Source organism: Kitasatospora xanthocidica (assembly GCF_014656195.1).
Lineage (GTDB): Bacteria > Actinomycetota > Actinomycetes > Streptomycetales > Streptomycetaceae > Kitasatospora > Kitasatospora xanthocidica.
Window position 1 is genome coordinate 294,921 of the sequence record NZ_BNBY01000003.1, and the last position, 18,083, is coordinate 313,003.

At 72.6% G+C, this 18,083-nt stretch carries 14 protein-coding genes; 5 read left to right on the forward strand and 9 right to left on the reverse strand.

The features are described from left to right. Positions 1 to 10: 10 nt before the first annotated feature. From IE332_RS07475 to IE332_RS07505, 7 genes are all read right to left on the reverse strand, one after another. A complete protein-coding gene (locus tag IE332_RS07475; protein WP_229928396.1) occupies positions 11 to 787 on the reverse strand; it encodes a YhjD/YihY/BrkB family envelope integrity protein in 777 nt (258 codons plus the stop codon). Positions 788 to 930: 143 nt separating this feature from the next. Continuing rightward, positions 931 to 3,267 carry a SpoIIE family protein phosphatase gene (locus tag IE332_RS07480; RefSeq protein ID WP_189914347.1) on the reverse strand — a complete coding sequence of 779 codons (2,337 nt, stop codon included), beginning with the start codon at positions 3,265 to 3,267 and terminating at the stop codon, positions 931 to 933. Beyond that, a complete protein-coding gene (locus tag IE332_RS07485; protein WP_189914348.1) occupies positions 3,264 to 7,079 on the reverse strand; it encodes a HAMP domain-containing protein in 3,816 nt (1,271 codons plus the stop codon). Before IE332_RS07485 ends, IE332_RS07480 begins: the two co-directional genes overlap by 4 nt. A gap of 162 nt (positions 7,080 to 7,241) precedes the next feature. Beyond that, the gene (locus IE332_RS07490) at positions 7,242 to 7,598 is read right to left on the reverse strand and encodes an STAS domain-containing protein (protein ID WP_189914349.1); all 357 of its coding nucleotides are present in this window, start codon (positions 7,596 to 7,598) and stop codon (positions 7,242 to 7,244) included. Between the two features lie 73 nt (positions 7,599 to 7,671). Beyond that, a complete protein-coding gene (locus IE332_RS07495) occupies positions 7,672 to 8,661 on the reverse strand; it encodes a SigB/SigF/SigG family RNA polymerase sigma factor (protein ID WP_229928397.1) in 990 nt (329 codons plus the stop codon). Positions 8,662 to 8,889: 228 nt separating this feature from the next. Then, a complete protein-coding gene (locus IE332_RS07500; protein ID WP_229928398.1) occupies positions 8,890 to 9,363 on the reverse strand; it encodes an ATP-binding protein in 474 nt (157 codons plus the stop codon). A 20-nt stretch (positions 9,364 to 9,383) separates the two neighbouring features. Next, on the reverse strand, positions 9,384 to 9,527 hold the full coding sequence (locus IE332_RS07505) for a hypothetical protein (RefSeq protein WP_189914351.1): 144 nt from the start codon (positions 9,525 to 9,527) through the stop codon (positions 9,384 to 9,386). A 210-nt stretch (positions 9,528 to 9,737) separates the two neighbouring features. Between IE332_RS07505 and IE332_RS42180 the strand changes: the two genes are divergently transcribed. From IE332_RS42180 to IE332_RS07520, 3 genes are all read left to right on the forward strand, one after another. Beyond that, on the forward strand, positions 9,738 to 10,520 hold the full coding sequence (locus tag IE332_RS42180) for a DUF6328 family protein (RefSeq protein ID WP_189914352.1): 783 nt from the start codon (positions 9,738 to 9,740) through the stop codon (positions 10,518 to 10,520). A 94-nt stretch (positions 10,521 to 10,614) separates the two neighbouring features. After that, positions 10,615 to 11,262: a TMEM175 family protein gene (locus tag IE332_RS07515; protein WP_229928399.1), complete on the forward strand. Its 648-nt coding sequence runs from the start codon at positions 10,615 to 10,617 to the stop codon at positions 11,260 to 11,262. Then, positions 11,259 to 11,963 (forward strand): alpha/beta fold hydrolase, encoded by a 705-nt coding sequence (locus IE332_RS07520; RefSeq protein WP_189914353.1) that lies wholly within the window; start codon positions 11,259 to 11,261, stop codon positions 11,961 to 11,963. The genes IE332_RS07515 and IE332_RS07520 overlap by 4 nt, the downstream gene beginning before the upstream one ends. 50 nt (positions 11,964 to 12,013) lie before the next feature. Here the strand turns inward: IE332_RS07520 and IE332_RS07525 are convergent, their stop codons facing one another. Next, positions 12,014 to 12,730 carry an SDR family oxidoreductase gene (locus IE332_RS07525; RefSeq protein WP_189914354.1) on the reverse strand — a complete coding sequence of 239 codons (717 nt, stop codon included), beginning with the start codon at positions 12,728 to 12,730 and terminating at the stop codon, positions 12,014 to 12,016. Between the two features lie 142 nt (positions 12,731 to 12,872). On the opposite strand from IE332_RS07525, the gene IE332_RS07530 reads away from it, so the two are divergent. Continuing rightward, complete coding sequence (locus IE332_RS07530) at positions 12,873 to 13,826, forward strand: AraC family transcriptional regulator (protein ID WP_189914355.1); 954 nt, start codon at positions 12,873 to 12,875, stop codon at positions 13,824 to 13,826. 332 nt (positions 13,827 to 14,158) lie between these two features. After that, a complete protein-coding gene (locus IE332_RS07535) occupies positions 14,159 to 15,526 on the forward strand; it encodes a ricin-type beta-trefoil lectin domain protein (protein WP_229928400.1) in 1,368 nt (455 codons plus the stop codon). Positions 15,527 to 15,632: 106 nt separating this feature from the next. Here the strand turns inward: IE332_RS07535 and IE332_RS07540 are convergent, their stop codons facing one another. Further along, positions 15,633 to 18,053, reverse strand: a complete 2,421-nt coding sequence (locus IE332_RS07540; protein ID WP_229928401.1) for a ricin-type beta-trefoil lectin domain protein — start codon at positions 18,051 to 18,053, stop codon at positions 15,633 to 15,635. Positions 18,054 to 18,083 lie beyond the last annotated feature (30 nt).

Genomic DNA, 18,083 nt, shown 5'->3' on the forward strand with positions numbered 1-18,083 from the left:
GGTCCGCCGGTCAGGGCTCCTGGCGGGCCCGGACGACGGCGCTCCCGACCAGCGCGCCGCCGTAGACGGTGTAGCCGACGCCGATCAGCCACGTCTGGACGACCAGCACCGTGCCGACGGTGCCGTAGGAGATGGCGTTGGACACCAGCAGCGGCGCGAAGACCACCCGGGAGAACAGCCGGAGGCCGGCCAGCGCCGCCATCGTCGCGACGGCTCCCGGCAGCAGGTCCCGCGGCGGGACGCGGCCGGCGAGCAGCAGCCGCTGGAGCCACCAGAACAGCAGGACACCGCCGACGGTCGTCGCGACGATCCGGAAGGTCGGCTGGACGGTCGAGTGGCGCCAGAACGTGCCGCTCCAGGCCGCCAGCACGATGTAGCCGGTCAGCCCGGCCAGGCCGAGGGCCTGGCGCCAGATCGCGTGCCACGGCCCGCGGTCGAGCTGCCAGATGCGCTCGTACACGCCCTGGACGGCGGCCATCAGGGAGACCCCGAAGACGGCCAGCGCGGCCAGGCCGAAGCCCGTGGTGGTGCTGAGTACCTGGCCGCGGGAGACGAAGAGCCGGTGGACGGCGGTGGCGCCCTCGCCGGTGAGGCCGAGGCCGTCGGTGATCCACTCGGCGATGCCGCTGCCGCGCGAGGGGAAGGCGGCCGCGATGACGATCAGCAGCGGGACGAGCGTCACGAAGAACAGCGCCGCGAACGCCATCGACCGCTGGAGCAGTTCGATGGTGCGGCCCTGCCCCCACACACCCTTGACCGTCGCCCGCAGGACCCGCCACGTACGCACGGCCGCTCACCCGGGTGCGCCGTGCGGCGACGGTCGGTTCATGGTCACTGGATCCTCACTGCGCCGGGTGCCCGTTGCCGGATCTGAGCCCTCAGGATGCCACCGGGGGCCGCACGCGACGACCCGGCGGCGCGGTGTGAGGGCTACTCCAGCACGGGCTTTGCCAGCTGAACGGCGACCAGGCAGGTGTCGTCGTCGGTGTCGGCCGGGCTGAGTTCCAGCAGGCGGTCGAGGTACCGCTCCAGGTCGGGGCCGGGCGCGCCGGCGGCGCGGATCAGCTGGTCGACGGACTCCTCGACCGGGCGGTCCCGGCGCTCCACCAGACCGTCGGTGTAGAGCAGCAGGACGTCGCCCGGGGGCAGGTGGGCGGTGTGCTCCTCGTACCGGGCGTCCTCCAGGGCGCCGAGCAGGATGCCGTGCGGCAGCGGCAGCACGTGGGCGCCGTCCGGTCCGACCAGGATCGGCGGCAGGTGGCCGGCCCGCGCCCAGCGCAGCCCGCCGTCGGCCTGGTCGAGCAGCACGCAGACGGCCGTGGCGGTGACATGGCCCGGTTCGCGCAGGGCGATCGTGTTGGCCCACTCCAGCAGCCGGGCCGGGCCGGCCCCGGTGACCGCGAGGCCGCGCAGCGCGTGCCGCAGCGCGACCATGCCGGTGGCGGCGAACACGCCGTGCCCGGCGACGTCCCCGACGGCGAGCAGCACGCGCTGGTCGGGCAGCGGCAGCACGTCGTACCAGTCGCCGCCGACCCGGTCCCGCTTCGCGGCCGGGCGGTAGCGGACGGCGGCGCGCAGGCCGGTGGCGCCGAGCGGGGGCGGTGCCGCGGGCAGGATGGCCTGCTGGAGCCGCAGGGCGAGCCGCTCGCCCTCGGCCGCCTCCTGTTCGGAGTCGGCGAGACGCGCCCGGGTGGCGCCGAGCGCGACCTCCGTCCGGTGCTGGGCGGACACGTCGTGGAAGGCGCCGCGGACGGCGCTCAGCCGGCCCTGGTCGTCGAGGACGGGCTCGGCGATCACGCGGGTGTAGCGGTGGGCGCCGTCCGGGCGGACCAGCCGGAAGACGGCGGACGCGGTCCGGTGCCGGTGGCGGACGGTGTCCAGCAGGCGCCGGATCGCGGGCTCGTCGTCGGGGTGGGTGTGCCGGGCGAGCCGGGCCAGCGGAACGGGGGCGGCGTCGGGCGGCAGCCCGTAGATCTCGCGCAGGCCGTCGCTCCAGCGGACCCGGCCGGTGTCGAGCCGCTCCTCGAAGCCCGCGACCCGGGCGAGCCGCTGGGCCTGCCGCAGCAGGTCGGTCTCCTCCTCCGCGTCACCCTGCCCGGGCTCGGGCTGCCAGCCGACCAGCAGCCGGTCACCGTACGGGGCGGCGGTGAGCAGGACGGTGGCGGGAACGGCGAGGACGTCCCGCTGGGCGAGGGCGTCCCGCCGGAAGACCAGTCGCACCCGCTCGCCGGGCAGTGGGGCCCCGGTCTCGTGCACCCTGAGCAGCCGTTCGAAGAGGCCGGCGGCACAGGCGACCGGATAGGCCTCCAGCAGCGAGGTGCCCTCCAGCGCGTCCTGCGGGCGGCCCAGCGGATCGTGGAAGTGCGCGTTGGCCCGCACGATCGTGAAGTCGTCGACCTGACCCCGGCGGACGACCGGCTCCAGCAGCAGGGCCGGGGTGGGCAGGCCTTCGAGGAGAGCGGTGTCCTCGTCGGCGGACGGGGCAGGGGTCCGGGCCTCGGCCAGGAGGGTCGCGCAGAGGTCGGCGAGGGCGTAGAGCCGGCGGCGCTGGAGCCCGCCGAGCGCCGGGGCGGGGCCGGGCACGGGCCACAGCAGCTCCAGCGCGCCCTGCCGGCGGCCCCCGACGAGGAGGGGGAGGACGGCCCTGGCCGAACCGGCGCCCACCGAGGGGCCGTCGCTCCCCGGGTCGCCGGGCCACAGCTCCGGCCCGCCTCCGACGACGCGCTGGGCCGGGGTGGGGACGCCGGGCGGGACGCGGCTCCAGGCGGCGGCCTCGGCGGCGGGCAGCCCGGCGTGCGCGGCGAGGGCGAGCGCGCCGCCCGGCAGGCGCTGCCACAGGGCGACGGCGTGGACGCCGAGCGCGCGTCCCGTCTGCTCCAGGACGGCTTCGGCGGCGCGTCGCGGGTCGGGGAGGGCGGCGAGCGCGGGGGTCAGCGGCGCCGAAGCGGGCTCCCCCGCGGGTGACGCGGGTTCGGGCTCCCCGGCAGGTTGCTCGGGCGGTGGGCCGGGCGCTGGCCCCGCCACGCCGGCGATGTCGGCGGCCAGGGCGACGACCGGTACGCCGGCCTCCCGGGCGAGCCGGGCGAGGTGGGCGGCGGCCTCGGCGGGGAGCACGCCGAGGCGCTCGGCCAGCATCCCCGTGGCGAGGTCCACGACGGCCCGGCCGCGCTCCCCGGCCCGCGTCCGGGCGGCGGCGTCCTGGAGCCGGCGGACGGTTTCGGCGAGGGCCCGGGCCGTACCGTCACCGGGCTCGTGCCCGGCGGTCACGGCGTGTCCAGCACGTGCCGCATCCGGTCGAGCAGGTCGCGGGTGTCGACGGGTTTGGTGACGTGATCGTCGGCGCCCGCCGCCAGGCTCTTGTCGTGGTCCCCGGGCATGGCCTTGGCGGTGACGGCGATGACCGGCAGGCGGGCGAGGCCTTCGTCGGCGCGGATGGCGGCGATCGCGGCGTAGCCGTCGAGGCCGGGCATCATCACGTCCATCAGGACCAGGTCGGTCTCGGGGTGGGCGCGGAGCAGGTCCAGCCCGGCACGGCCGTCGGGGGCGTGCAGGACGGTCAGGCCGTACGGTTCGAGCGCGGCGGCCAGGGCGAAGACGTTGCGGACGTCGTCGTCGACGATCAGGACGGTCCGCCCGGCGAGCGGGTCGCCGGGCCCCGGAGGCACCGGGGCCGGCGCCACCGGGTCCGGGGAGATCACGATCCGCGGCTCGATCTCCGCTTCGCCGTCCGGGTGTCCGGGCCCGCCGACCGGAAGGTGGAGGGTGAACCGGCTGCCCTTCCCCGCGGTGGAGCGCACGGTGAGGGTGCCGCCGAGGAGCCTGGCGAGTTCGCGGCTGATCGACAGCCCGAGGCCGGTGCCGCCGTAGCGGCGGCTGGTGGTGCCGTCGGCCTGCCGGAAGGCGCCGAAGATGGTGTCCAGGTGGGCGGGGTCGATGCCGATGCCGCTGTCCTCGACGTGGAACGCCACCGCTGAGGCCACCCGTCCGAGTTCGGGCGGCAGATCCGGGCCCGCGGCGCGCTCGATCCGCAGCTCGACCCGGCCGGTGTCGGTGAACTTGACGGCGTTGGAGAGCAGGTTGCGCAGCACCTGGCGCAGCCTGGCCTGGTCGGTGACTAGCTCCTCCGGCACCGAGCGGTCGACGTCGACCCCGAAGGCGAGGCCCTTCTGGTCGGCGAGGGGCTTGAAGGTCGACTCGACGTACTCCAGCAGCTCGCGCACGGCGAAGCGTTCGGGGGTCAGCTCCATCTTTCCGGCCTCGACCTTGGAGAGGTCGAGGATGTCGTTGATGAGCTGGAGCAGGTCGGTGCCGGCGGAGTGGATGACGCCCGCGTACTCGACCTGCTTGGGCGTGAGGTTGCCGGTGGAGTTCTGGGCGAGCAGCTGGGCGAGGATGAGCAGGCTGTTGAGCGGGGTGCGCAGTTCGTGGCTCATGTTGGCCAGGAACTCGGACTTGTACATCGAGGCGAGGCTCAACTGCCGGGCGCGTTCCTCCAGTTCCTGACGGGCCTGTTCGATCTCCAGGTTCTTGGCCTCGATGTCGCGGTTGCGCTGGGCGAGCAGGGCGGCCTTCTCCTCCAGTTCGGCGTTGGAGCGCCGCAGTTCCTCCTGTCCGGCCTGCAACTCCTCGGAGCGGGCCTGGAGTTCCGCGGTGAGGCGCCGGGACTCGCCGAGCAGTTCGTCGGTACGGGCGTTGGCGAGCAGGGTGCCGATGTTGACGCCGCAGGCCTCTGCGAACTGCTCCAGGAAGTCGCGGTGGACCTGGGTGAAGGGGTGGACGGAGGCGAACTCCAGGACGCCGAGCAGCCATTCCTCCAGGGCGATGGGCAGGATGACGAGCGAGCGGGCGTCGGCGGCCCCGGAGCCGGAGGCGAGGGTGGCGTAGCCGGGCGGCAGGTCGTCGACGACGACGGTGCGCCGGGTGCGGGCGGCCTGGCCGACCAGGGACTCCCCCGGCCGCAGCCGTCGGGTCTCTCCGGCCGGGCGGCCGTAGGCGCTGATCAGGGCGAGTCCGGGGCCGTCGGCGGTCTCCTCGGCGAGGAAGAAGGCGCCGTACTGGGCGCCGATCAGCGGGGTCAGCTCGTCGGTGATCATCTCGGCGACGGCCCGGATGTCCCGCCGGCCCTGGATGGCGGCGGAGAAGTGGGCGAGGTTGGTCTTGAGCCAGTCCTGCTCCTGGTTGGCCAGGGTGGTCTCGCGCAGCGATTCCACCATGGCGTTGATGTTGTCCTTGAGGTCGGCGACCTCGCCGGAGGCGTCCACGCTGATCGAGCGGGTGAGGTCGCCGGCCGCGACGGCGCTGGTGACCTCGGCGATCGCGCGGACCTGCCGGGTGAGGTTGCCGGCCAGTTCGTTGACGTTCTCGGTGAGCCGCTTCCAGGTGCCGGAGACGCCCTCCACCCGGGCCTGGCCGCCGAGCCGCCCCTCGCTGCCGACCTCCCGGGCCACCCTGGTCACCTCGGCGGCGAACGAACCCAGCTGCTCCACCATGGTGTTGACGGTCGTCTTCAGCTTCAGGATCTCGCCGCGCGCGTCCACGTCGATCTTGCGGCTGAGGTCGCCCTCGGCGACGGCGGTGGTGACCTGGGCGATGTTGCGCACCTGGCTGGTGAGGTTGTGCGCCATGAAGTTGACGTTGTCGGTGAGGTCCTTCCACGTCCCGGCGACGTTGGGGACGCGGGCCTGGCCGCCGAGGATGCCCTCGGTGCCGACCTCGCGGGCCACCCGGGTGACCTCGTCGGCGAAGACCGACAGGGTGTCCACCATGGTGTTGATCGCGTCGGCGAGCGCCGCGACCTCGCCCTTGGCCTCCACGGTGATCTTCCGGGACAGGTCGCCGCGCGCCACCGCGGTGGCCACCTCGGACATCGAGCGGACCTGGCCGGTGAGGTTGGAGGCCATCACGTTGACGTTGTCCGTGAGGTCCTTCCACGTCCCGGAGACGCCGCGGACCCTGGCCTGGCCGCCCAGGTTCCCGGCCGTGCCGACCTCCCGGGCCACCCGGGTCACCTCGTCGGCGAACGCGCAGAGCTGGTCGACCATCGTGTTGATGGTCTCCTTCAGCTCCAGGATCTCGCCGCGCGCGTCCACCCGGATCTTCTGGGTGAGGTCCCCCTCCGCGACCGCGGTGGTCACCTCGGCGATCGCGCGGACCTGCCGGGTGAGGTTGTCCGCCATGACGTTGACGGATTCGGTGAGGTCGCGCCACGTCCCGGAGACGTCCCGGACGTCCGCCTGCCCGCCGAGCCGGCCCTCGGTGCCGACCTCGCGGGCCACCCTGGTCACCTCGGCGGCGAACGAACCCAGCTGGTCGACCATGGTGTTGATGGTCGTCTTCAGTTCCAGGATCTCGCCCCGGGCGACCACCGAGACCTTCTGGGTGAGATCGCCCTCGGCCACCGCCGTGGCGACCTGGGCGATGGCGCGGACCTGGGAGGTCAGGTTGCCGGCCATGAAGTTCACCGAGTCGGTGAGGTCCCGCCAGGTGCCGGCCACGCCGGGAACGCGGGCCTGGCCGCCCAGGCGCCCCTCGGTGCCGACCTCCCGCGCCACCCGGGTCACCTCGTCGGCGAACGCGGACAGCTGGTCGACCATCGTGTTCACGGTGTTCTTGAGCTCCAGGATCTCGCCCCGCGCGTCCACCTCGATCTTCTGGGTGAGATCGCCCTTGGCCACCGCCGTGGTCACCTGCGCGATGTTGCGCACCTGCCAGGTCAGGTTGCCCGCCATCGCGTTCACCGCGTCGGTCAGCTCCAGCCACGTCCCGGCCGCGCCCGGCACCTGGGCCTGACCGCCGAGCAGGCCGTCCGTCCCGACCTCGCGCGCCACCCTGGTCACCTCGGAGGTGACCCGCGCCAGCTGGTCCGCCATCCCGTTGAAGACCGTGACGATCTCCCCGAGCACGCCGGGCTGGTCGAGGGTGAGCCGGGTGCGGAAGTCGCCGTCACGCACCGCCGTCAGCCCGACGAGCAGCCGCCGCAGGGCCTGCTCGGCCGGGCCCGCCGGGTCGGCCGGGCGCGGTGGGTCGGCCGGAATGGCCGGATTGGCCGGCTGAGCACCGGGCGCCGACTGCTCGTCCATCCGTCCCACCACCCGAATCGATCACACGGCCGGGGTGCCCCGACCGGGCGCCCCGACCCCGAGGGCGGCGGCGGGCCGCCGCCCTGTTCCACTGTGCCACCGGATCGCAGCGGGTGGCAGACGGCGGCAGAGGGCGGCAGAGGGCGGCAGGCAGGACGGGTGTCAGCCCGGCACGGTGTCGCGGATCGGAAACGCGTCCGTCACGCCGGTCAGTTCGAGCATCCGCAGCACCAGGGGCTGCGGACGGGCGAGTTCGATGCGACTGCCCTCGACCGCCGCGCGGTCCCGGGCGCGGAGCAGGGCGTTGAGTCCGGTGGAGTCGCAGAACTCCAGCCCGGCGCAGTCGATCACCACCACCGTCGCCGGCCCGGCGAGCGCCCGGCCGAGGGCCGCTTCGAACCCGGCGACCGTGTCCAGGTCGAGCTCCCCGTACGGGGCGAGCACGGTGCCTTCCGCCCACGGCTCGGCCTGGACGGTGAAGCCCTCCTGGTGCCGGGTCTTCGGCGGCTGGTGGGTCATGGTCGCGCGCTCCTTTCGTCCCCGGCACGGCTATCCACTGCGGCGGGCCGGAAACGTCCGGTGGGCCGGAAATTCACGCGGGTGTCCCGCCGTCGCCCGTTCCCTCGGCCTCGTCCGTTCCCTCAGCCTCGCCCGTTCGCTCGGCCTCGTCCGACCCCTCGGCCTCGTCCGCCCAGCCGGGGGCGTCGCGGTCCTCCAACTGCTCGCGCAGCCGGGTGAGCGTGGCGGTGAGCAGCCGGGAGACGTGCATCTGGGAGACGCCGATGCGTTCGGCGATCTGGGACTGGGTCCACCCGTCCCAGAAGCGGAGCTTGAGCACGGTCTGCTCGCGGCGCGGCAGATGGGCGAGCAGCGGCCGGACGGCGGTGCGGAAGTCGGCGAGGTCGATGCCGGGGTCGCAGGAGCCCAGTCGGTCGAGGATCGCGCTGCCGCTCTCGTCGCTGTCCTGGTCGCGCAGCGCGTCCAGGGAGTCGGGGCGGTAGACACGGCCGGCGATCAGGCCCTCGACGACCTGGTCCTCGGTGAGGTCGAGGGCCTCGGCGATCTCGTCGGGGTGCGGGAGGCGGCCGAGCTCCTGCTCCAGCCGGTCCGAGCCGCGGGCCACGGTCAGGTACAGCTCCTGCATGCTGCGCGGGACCCGTACCGGCCAGGAGGTGTCGCGGAAGAACCGCTTGATCTCGCCGGCGATGGTGGGGATGGCGTAGGTGATGAACTCGACGCCGCGCCGCGGGTCGTAGCCGTCGACGGCCTTGATCAGGCCGATCGTGCCGACCTGGAGGATGTCGTCCATGTCCTCGGCGCGGTGGCGGAAGCGGGCGGCGATGAAGCGCACCAGCGGCATGTTGAGCTCGATGACGGTGCCGCGCACGTAGCTGTAGGCGTGGCTCTCGCGGGCGAGCCCGGCCAGGCGCTCGAACAGCGCGTCGCTGAGTTCACGCGCCTCGGACTTGCCCATCGCGCGCAGCTGCGCGTCGGTCGGGCGCGGCGGCAGGTCGGGCGGGAGACCGGACGGTGGGGCGGCCGCCCGCTCGGCCGGGCGAACGGTTTCCAGTGTGGTGCACACGGGTGGCTTCTCCTGGCTTCGGGGCTTTCCGAAGGACCGTGCCCGGCTTCGTCGGGCGGCGGCCCCGGTGACACCCGGCGAGGGTGCGGATGCGGCCGGCTGTGTGCCGTGGCCGCTTCAGGGGGTTTTTACCCGAAACACGACATTTGATTCATGTTTCGGGCGGTCTACCGACCTTTCTCCGGGCACAGGCGTGGAGAGCGCGAGGTCCGAGTCCCGGGGCACAACTCAGTCCGGACGGACGGCTCGCTCCAGCGGCTCCAGCGGCTCCAACGGGGAGGGGACCTCCAGCCAGACCAGCTTCCCCTCGCCCTCGGGCAGCGAGCCCCAGGCCCGGGCGAGCCGGTCCACGACCCGCAGGCCGTGGCCGCCCGGCCGCCCGGGGTCGGTGAACGGGCGCAACCGCGGCGGGACCGGGCTCGCGTCCGTGACCTCCACCCGCAGCCGCACGCCGTTCCAGCTCAGCCGCAGCTCCCGCGGGCCGCCGGGGGCGTGCATGCACGCGTTGGTGACCAGCTCCGAGACCATCAGCAGGACGTCGTCCGTCACGGCCGACCGCTCGCCGGTGAAGGCCGGGAGCCAGTCCCAGGACGCCAGGGCCCGGCGGCTGAAGTCCCGGGAGCGCTGCACCGCGCCCTCGCTGCCCGCCAGCACGAGCCGCCTGGTCCGGTCGGCGTCGCCCGGCACGGGGCCTTCCTGCACGGGGCCTTCCTCGGGACGCTTCATACCGGGCCCGCCTCCCGCGCGGCGCCGAAATCGGCGGCGCCGAGATCGGGGTGGATGCGCGGCACCCGGTCGGCCCCGGTGACGCGCAGGCCCGCCCGTTCCCGCTCCCCCGAGCTGGGCTCGTCCGCTGGCCGTGCCATGGCGTGCTCCCGGTCCGGTCGTGGCGGCGTCGTGGCGTCCCGACCATCATGCCGCGCGCCCCACCTGGTCGCCCGGACGCGCACCGCCGAGCGGAACGCGGCCCCTGGCAGGGCCGGGCTCAGCAACTGCTCCTCGTCCACGCCGTCCACGCCCCGCGTTTGCCCGGCTGCACGGCGGCTACACGCCTGAGGGGGCAGGAGGCGATCACCATGACCACGCCCGAGACCGGACGCGGCGGCCCCGGCAGGCTCCGGACCGGCCGCAGGGAGTCCCCCGAGGAGCGGGCGGACCGGTGCTGGGTCGACCTGCTCCAGGAGGTGCGGGTCGCCCAGACCGGCGCCCAGGTGCTCTTCGGCTTCCTGCTGAGCGTGGTCTTCATGCCCCGCTTCGCCCAGCTCGGCGGCTTCGACCGGGGCCTGTACGTCGCCACGGTGGTCCTCGGCGCGCTCGCCACCGGCGCGCTCACCGCCCCGGTGGCCTATCACCGGATCTTCGCCGGCCGCCACCTCAAGCCCCAGCTGGTCGACGCCGCCGCACGGCTGGTCGCCACCGGCCTGGTCCTGCTGGCCCTGACGATCGGCTCCGCGCTGCTGCTCCTGCTGCGGGTGGCGACCGGTTCGGCGGCCGCGGGCTGGATCGCCGGTGCCGTCATGCTCTGGTTCCTCTCCTGCTGGCTGGTCCTCCCGGTCCAGCACGTGCGCCGCCACGACGGGCACTCCGACCGGCCGCCGCCGGCAGCCGGGCATGAAGTGACGCTTCCTGGGCAGACGCCGCCCGGGGCGGACGGGACCGCCCCCGTCACGAGAGGAGTCCGTGCCATGGGTACCGAGAACAAGCTGCGCAACGCCGCCGAGAAGGCCACGGGAAAGGTCAAGGAGGCCGCCGGGCGGGCCACGGGGGACCGGACGATCGAGGCGAAGGGCCGCGCCCAGCAGGCGAAGAGCGACGTGAAGCAGGCCATGGAGAAGATCAAGGACGCGGGGAAGGCCTGAACCGACGCACGACGCCCGACGCCCGACGCCCGACGCGTCCGCTGACGGAGCGTCGCTCCTCGGTCCGTAGCCCGAGTTCTGCCATCCTCACCGGGTGGCGACGGATCGGGCTACGGCCGGGACGACCGACTCGGGACGGGTGGAGGCCTTCAGCGACGGCGTGTTCGCCATCGCGATCACCCTGCTGATCCTCGAGATCAAGGTGCCGGAGGCCCACAGCGGGAGCGAACTGTGGCACGCCCTCGGCGCGCAGTGGCCCTCGTACTGCGCCTACGTGGTCAGCTTCCTGGTGATCGGCGTGATGTGGGTCAACCACCACACCGTGTTCACCTACATCGCCCGCGTCGACCGCACCCTGGTCTTCCTCAACCTGCTGCTCCTCCTGGTGGTCGCCGCGCTCCCCTTCCCCACCGCGCTGGTCGCCGACAACCTGCGCGTCCCCGACGCCTCGAACGTCGCCGCCGCCGTGTACGGGGCGGTGATGGTGGCCCATGCCGTCACCTTCACCCTGTTCTGGTACCACGTGACCCGGACCGGCCACTGCTTCGACGAACGCGTCGACGTCCGGGCCGCCCGCGCCACCCGTGCCCGCTTCAGCCTCGGCCTGGTCATCTACCCCGCCACCGTCGGCCTGGCCTTCGTCTCCGCGGCGCTCGCCCTCGCCGTCCACGGCGCCCTGGCCGTCTACTACGCCTTCAACCAGACGCCCGTCCCCACCCGAGACCCCGGGAGCCGGCCATGACCGAACCGACCTACGTCCTGGTACCCGGCGCCGGCGGCGAGGCCTGGTACTGGCACCGCGTCGTGGACGAGCTGCGCGCCCGGGGGCGCGAGGTGATCGCGGTCGACCTGCCCGGTGACGACGGTTCGGCGGGGCTCCCCGAATACACCGAAGCGGTCGCGCAGGCGGCCGGCGACCGCACCGGTCTGGTGCTGGTCGGCTTCTCCCTGGGAGCGTTCACCGCCTCGCTGGCCTGCGCCCGGCTCCCGGCCTCGCTGCTGGTGCTCTTCAACCCGATGATCCCCGCGCCGGGCGAGACGGCGGGCGCGTGGTGGGAGAACACCGGCCAGGGCGCGGCCATGCGCGCCAACGACGTCCGGGAGGGCCGGCCGGCCGACGCCCCGTTCGACCTGGAGACGTACTTCCTGCACGACCTGCCGGAGGACCTGCTCGCCGGGGCGCGGGCGCACGACCGGCCCGAGTCCGACGCGGTGTTCGCCACCCCCTGGAACCTGCCGGCCTGGCCCGAGGTCCCCACCCGGGTGCTGATCACCCGGGACGACCGCCTCTTCCCCGCCGACTTCCAGCGCCGGATCGCCCGCGAGCGCCTCGGCATCACCCCACAGGAGATCCCCGGCGGGCACCTGGCCCCGCTCAGCCGGCCGGCCGCCGTCACCGACCGGCTGGAGGCCTACTGGGCCGAGGTCGACTCGGCGGGCTGACCGACCGTCAGCCCCCGCACGGAGGATGAGCAGGCGCCCCGGGCCCCAGGTCACACCAGTGCCGCGCCGCCGTCTATCGCGAGCGTGGTGCCGGTGACGTAGGCGTTGGCCAGGACGAAGAGATAGGCCGCCGCGGCTTCCTCGGCAGTACCGACACGCCGCGTGAGCAGCTCGGCTCCGGCGCCCCGGAGGAAGGCCTCCGGGTCCGGGACGCTGCCGTCCCACAGCTCGGTACGGATCACGCCGGGCTGGATCACGTTGACGCGCAGAGGGGCGAGTTCGACGGCGAGTGCCCGGGCCAGGGCCTCGATGCCGCCGGTGATACCTGCCGTGAGCGCGGTCCCGGACAGGGGGCGGATCGCGAGGACGCCGGAGCTGAAAGTGATCGAGCCGCCGTCGCGCAGTCGCGGTGCGGCGTACTTGGCGGAGAGGAACGCGCCCCAGAACCGGCGCTCGAAGACGGCCCTGGCCTCCTGCGGGGTGGTGTCGACCAGCGGCTTGATCAGCAGGGATTCGCCCGCGGTGTAGACGAGGTGGTCGAACTCCCCGACCTGCTCAAAGAACGCGGCAATGGCCTCCCCGTCGGCGACGTCCAGGCGGCGGCCTTCGGCCGGTTCGCCCAACCGCTTCGTCGCGGCGTCCACGCGGTCCTGGTTGCTGGAGGCGACCACGACGTGCGCGCCGGCCGCCGCGGCCTGTCGGGCCACCGCGAAGCCGATGCCGGAGGTTCCACCGATGATCACGATCTTCTTGCCGGCCAGAGACATGGGATCCGTTCCTTCGTCGACGCGGTGCCGGGGCTCGGCACCGCCATGGCACGAACGTACGCCTCCTGATCGAGACGATGAATGACTGAAGATCTCAATTCCCTGTCATATCGTCTCGCCGTGCGGGCACTAGAGTGGCGCCATGGACATCCTGAGCGACACCCTCGAAGTCCTGCGCACGGGGCGCCCGATGGTGACGCGCACCGACGCGCACGCCCCGTGGGCCCTGAAGTTCCAACCGATCTCGGGAGCCGGGTTCCATGTGGTCGTGGAAGGGCACTGCCACCTGCTGCCACCGCACGGCCAACCGCTCGCGCTCGGCCCCGGCGACATCGTGTTCCTGCGGCGCGGCAGCGGGCACACCCTGTCCGACGTGCCGGGCCGCGATCCGGTGGACTTCGTACCGGAGCGCGTGGACCGTTCCTCGCCGATCGGCCAGGTCACTGTGGCCGGGCCGGGGCCGCGCACGGTGCTGGTGTGCGGCGCGTACGCGATCGACGTCGATCGCCCGCATCCGCTGTTCAGCGATCTGCCGGAGGTCATCCACCTCCCCGCGGTTCCCGGCCGCCACCCGGTGCTGCGCTCGGCGGTCGATCAGCTGTGCGCCGAGTTCCACGCGCCGCAGCCGGGCTCGGACGCGGTCGTCACGGCGCTCATCGATCTGCTGCTGCTGTACATCCTCCGGTCCTGGTACGCCGAACTGCCGACGGGGCGGACCCGGGGTTGGACGGCCGCGCTGACCGACCCCGCAGTCGCCCCGGCCCTGAAGGCGATCCACGACGATCCCGGCCGCCCCTGGACCGTGGAGTCGCTGGGCACCCGCGCCGGGCTGTCCCGCGCGGCGTTCGCCCGCCGCTTCGCCTCGGTGGTCGGCGAGCCGCCGTTGACCTACCTGACCAACTGGCGGATGGCCACCGCGGCGCGGTTGCTGCACCACTCGGCGGCGCCGCTGAGCACCATCGCGCAGCACACGGGGTACACCTCGGAGTTCGCCTTCGCCAAGGCTTTCAAACGACACTTCGGATCGCCGCCGGGGACCTTCCGCAAGCGGGTCAGGACGGCGGGCGACGAACCACGCGGAGACGACCGGCGGTGAGGGCCGGGACGTTCGACCCGGCGTCAGCGCCTCGCTCGCCGCTCGCCGTGCGGACGCCGGGGTGCTTGTGAGAAAGGTTGACGGCGCGTGCGAAGTGATGCACGCTGCCGCCGTCGCCTCCAATCGTCCCGCCGCATGGTGGAGGGACGAACCATCCGCAATTTGTTAGCGCTCACATTCGGCGGACCCCCACCCGCGCGTCTCAGGCGACGCCCCACCCGCGCGCATCGCCGAGGGCCCGCCCCGCTCGATCGCACCGTTTCAACCGGACGGCGGAACATCCGCCGGCCGGCGCCCTGACCTCCTGTCCACCCACAGCGAAGGAAGAGCTCATGAAACGCAGATCCTTATTCACCCCCCTGCTGTCCTCGATGGTCGTCATCGTGGCCGCGATCAGCATGGCGCTGGCCGGCGGCTTCAGCGCGACCGCCGCTCCGGCCGGGGCCGCCGCTCCGGTCAAGGCCGCTCCGACCAACGCCGCCGCGGGCACCGGTGGCTGCGGCAAGGCACCGTCGCTGGCGAGCGGCTCCCACACGATCACCAGCAGCGGCCAGAACCGCGGCTACATCCTGCGGGTCCCCGCCAACTACGACCAGAACCACCCCTACCGGCTGGTCTTCGGGTTCCACTGGCGGGGCGGCACCGCCAGTGACGTCGACTCCGGCGGCACCGACGGGTACAACTGGTCCTACTACGGGCTCAGGCGACTGGCGGACGCCGACAACAACGGCACCATCTTCGTCGCACCGCAGGGCTTCGACAACGGCTGGGCCAACTCCAACGGCCAGGACCTCACCTTCGTCGACGACATGGTCAGGCAGCTCGAAGCCGGTCTGTGCGTCGACTCGACGCAGCTCTTCTCCACCGGCTTCAGCTACGGCGGCGCGATGAGCTACGCGCTGGCCTGCGCCCGGCCGACGGTCTTCCGCGCGGTCGCGGTGTACTCCGGAGCGAACCTCAGCGGCTGCGCCGGCGGCACGCAGCCGATCGCGTACATGGGGCTCCACGGCCTGCGGGACAACGTCCTGCCCATCTCCTCGGGACGGGACCTGCGTGACCAGTTCGTCCGGAACAACGGCTGCACCGCGCAGAACCCGCCCGAGCCGGCGTCCGGCAGCCTGACTCACGTCGTCACCACATACTCCGGGTGCAAGTCCGGGTATCCGGTCGTCTGGGCCGCGTTCGACGGAGCGGGCCACGACCCCGGCCCGATCGACGGGTGCACCTGCGACGGCTGGCGCACCTGGACGTCCGGTGAGGTGTGGAAGTTCTTCAGCCAGTTCGGCTCCAGCACTCCCCCGCCCGGCAGCGGCAACCAGCAACTCGTGGGCCAGGCCTCGGGTCGCTGCGTGGACATCGGCAACTCCGCCACGACCAACGGCACCCAGGCCCAACTGTGGGACTGCCACGGCGGAACCAACCAGCGGTGGACCTACACGACGGGCAAGCAGCTCATGGTCTACGGCAACAAGTGCCTGGACGCCTCGGGCAAGGGAACCGCCAACGGCACCGCGGCGGTGATCTGGGACTGCAACGGGCAGACCAACCAGCAGTGGAACGTCAACTCCGACGGCACCATCACCGGAGTGCAGTCGGGCCTCTGCCTGGACGCCGCCGGCACGGGTACGGCGAACGGGACGAAGGCCCAGCTCTGGGCCTGCTCGGGCGCGGGCAACCAGCAGTGGAGCCTGCGTAGTTGAACACGGCTCCGGGGCCGGTCCCGCGGTTGCGGGACCGGCCCCGGAGCACATCCGCCGAGGGCACCGTCAGGAGTACGAGGACACCGTCAGGAGTACGGGCACACCCTCAGGAGAGGTTCCACTTCTGGTTGGACTGCCCGTTGCAGGACCAGAGTTGGACGAGGGCGCCGTTGCTCGTGGAGACGCCGGTCACGTCCAGGCAGAGTCCGGACTGGACTCCGGTGACGGTGCCGTCGGAGTTGAAGGTCCACTGCTGGTTGCTCTGGCCGTTGCACGTCCAGACGGCGACCTGGGTGCCGTTGCTCGTGCCCTTTCCGTAGGCGTCCAGGCAGAGTCGGCTCATGCCGCCGTAGACCGTCAACTCACCGCTCGGGGTGCGGGTGAAGGTCTGGTTGGCCGCACCGCTGCAGTCCCAGATCTGGGTCTGGGTGCCGAGGGTGGTCGACGCGTTCGGTACGTCCAGGCACTTGCCCGCGCCCACGGCGTGCATGGCTCCGGTGGTGCCGGTGCCGGGGCCGCCCGACACGCCCGCCTGGGCGATCACCTGCTGCGCCCCGGACGGCCAGTTGGTACCGCTGACCTGGACGTTCCCGGTGAGGACGTTGTTGTGCGGGGCGCCGGTGGCGACTTGGGTGGCGCCGCCGTTGTACCAGTTGCCGGAGAAGGTGCTGTCGTTGGTGTTGTTGCTGCCGCTCGCGTTGGTGAAGGCCCACACGCCCGAGTCCTGGACCACGTTGCTGCTCAGGCTCTCGGAGCGGGAGCCCTCGTCGAGGTAGAGGCCGACGGTGTTCCGGTTGTCGTAGACGTAGTTGTGGTCGATGCTCGTGCCCGGGTTGGCGGACAGGGTGTAGATGCTGCCGCCGTCGTGGAACACCTTCTTGGTGCCGTGCACCTTGTTGTAGCTGATGACGGTGTTCTTCAGGGTCGTCGCCGTGGTGTACACGGGCTGGTAGTTGTAGAGGCCGCGGTTGCGGTAGTCCTGGCTGCCGCCGATGTCGTTGGCGCCCCAGCCCCAGCCGACGTCGATGCCGTCGTAGGCGAGGTCCGAGACCTCGTTGTGGGTGATGACGGCGTGGGTGACGTAGGTCGAGAGGATCCCGGCCATGTCCTTGTAGTCCTTGGCGACATCACTGATCCGGTTGTCCTGGATGGTGATGTCCTGGTTCGTCATCGCGGCGTTGGACGGGTGGTGGGCGTCGGACTGCACACCGCCGACCACGATGCCGGCCCCGGAGTCGTCGGTGAACGTGTTGCCCGAGACCGTGATGCCCGAGGCTCCCAGCCCGACGCCGGAGCCATGGGCGTTGCTGTCGTTGCCGATGCCGAGGCCCACCTGGCCCAGGTGGGAGAAGGAGTTCCCGGAGAAGGTGATGGCGGAGGCCGCCGAGACCTGCACGGCCGCCGGCACCTGGTTCCAGCTGTTGCGGGCGGCCTCGAAGAGCTGGCACCCCGACTGGCAGGAGGTCATGAAGTCCGAGGGCTGGGTGAAGGTGCCCCCCAGGAACGCCCCGCTCTGCTGGTCGGCGTAGCCGACGTTGGTGCTGGGCTGCAGCCAGGTGGTGTGGTTGAAGGCGATGCCCTGGAAGGTGATGTCGTGCGCGGGGTTGGTGTAGCTGCCGCCGATCTGCACCAGGGAGGTCAACCGGGGCAGTTCGATGTCGTGGGCCGTGGCCTGCCAGCCCGCCGGGGCCTTGTAGTACAGCTGGCCCGCCTGCGGGTCCAGGTACCACTGTCCGGTGGACTTCAGGAACGCGTAGGAGTTCTGCAGCTGCAGCGACCCGCCGGCGAAGGGCTTGAACAGGGTGTCGTAGCCCCAGTTGTTGTTGTTCCAGGCCGGCTGCTGCATGGTGACGGTGGTCCCGCTGATGGACTGCACCGGGGCGTAGCGGTCGGTGAAGGAGTTCTGGCTCTCCAGCTCGATCCGGTTCTGCTGCGGCAGCGTGGCGAGATAGTTCAGCGCCGGGTTGACGATGGTCATCCCGCCGGCGGTGATGTTCACGTCGTTGCGCGAGATCGGGATCGCCGCCCGCGGCGCCAGCATCCCGTCGACGAACAGCTGCCGCGAGTCGGCACCGGTCGGGACCGGCGCCGCGTAGATGTTGTTCGCGGAGTCCTTCAGGGTCCAGCCCGTCACCTGCTGCCCGCCCGACAGCACCGGGCTCGCGCCCGGGGCGGCCTGCCAGAGCACCCGGTGGCCGTTGTTGCCCGAGTCGGCGCTGCCGAGCGTGAGCGGTGCGGTCAGCCGGTAGGTTCCCCCCGCGAGCTGCACCACGATGTCGCCGGTCATGCTCCCGTTGACGGCCTCCACGGAGGTCTTCGCCTGGGTCAGGGAGCACGGGGCCGAGGAGGAGCACGCGGTTCCGCTGCCGCTCGGCGAGACGTACAGGGTGGTCATCGTCGCCGCCTGGGAGACCGTGGCGGGCGCGATGACGGCGGCGCCGACGGCCAGGGCCGCGGCGAGGGCCCCTCTCGTGAGGCCGAAGACCGGGATTCTGCGGTGGGTGGGTTTCAGGTGGGTGGGTTTCATGGGTTCGCTCTCTCCTCGCACGGTGGTGGG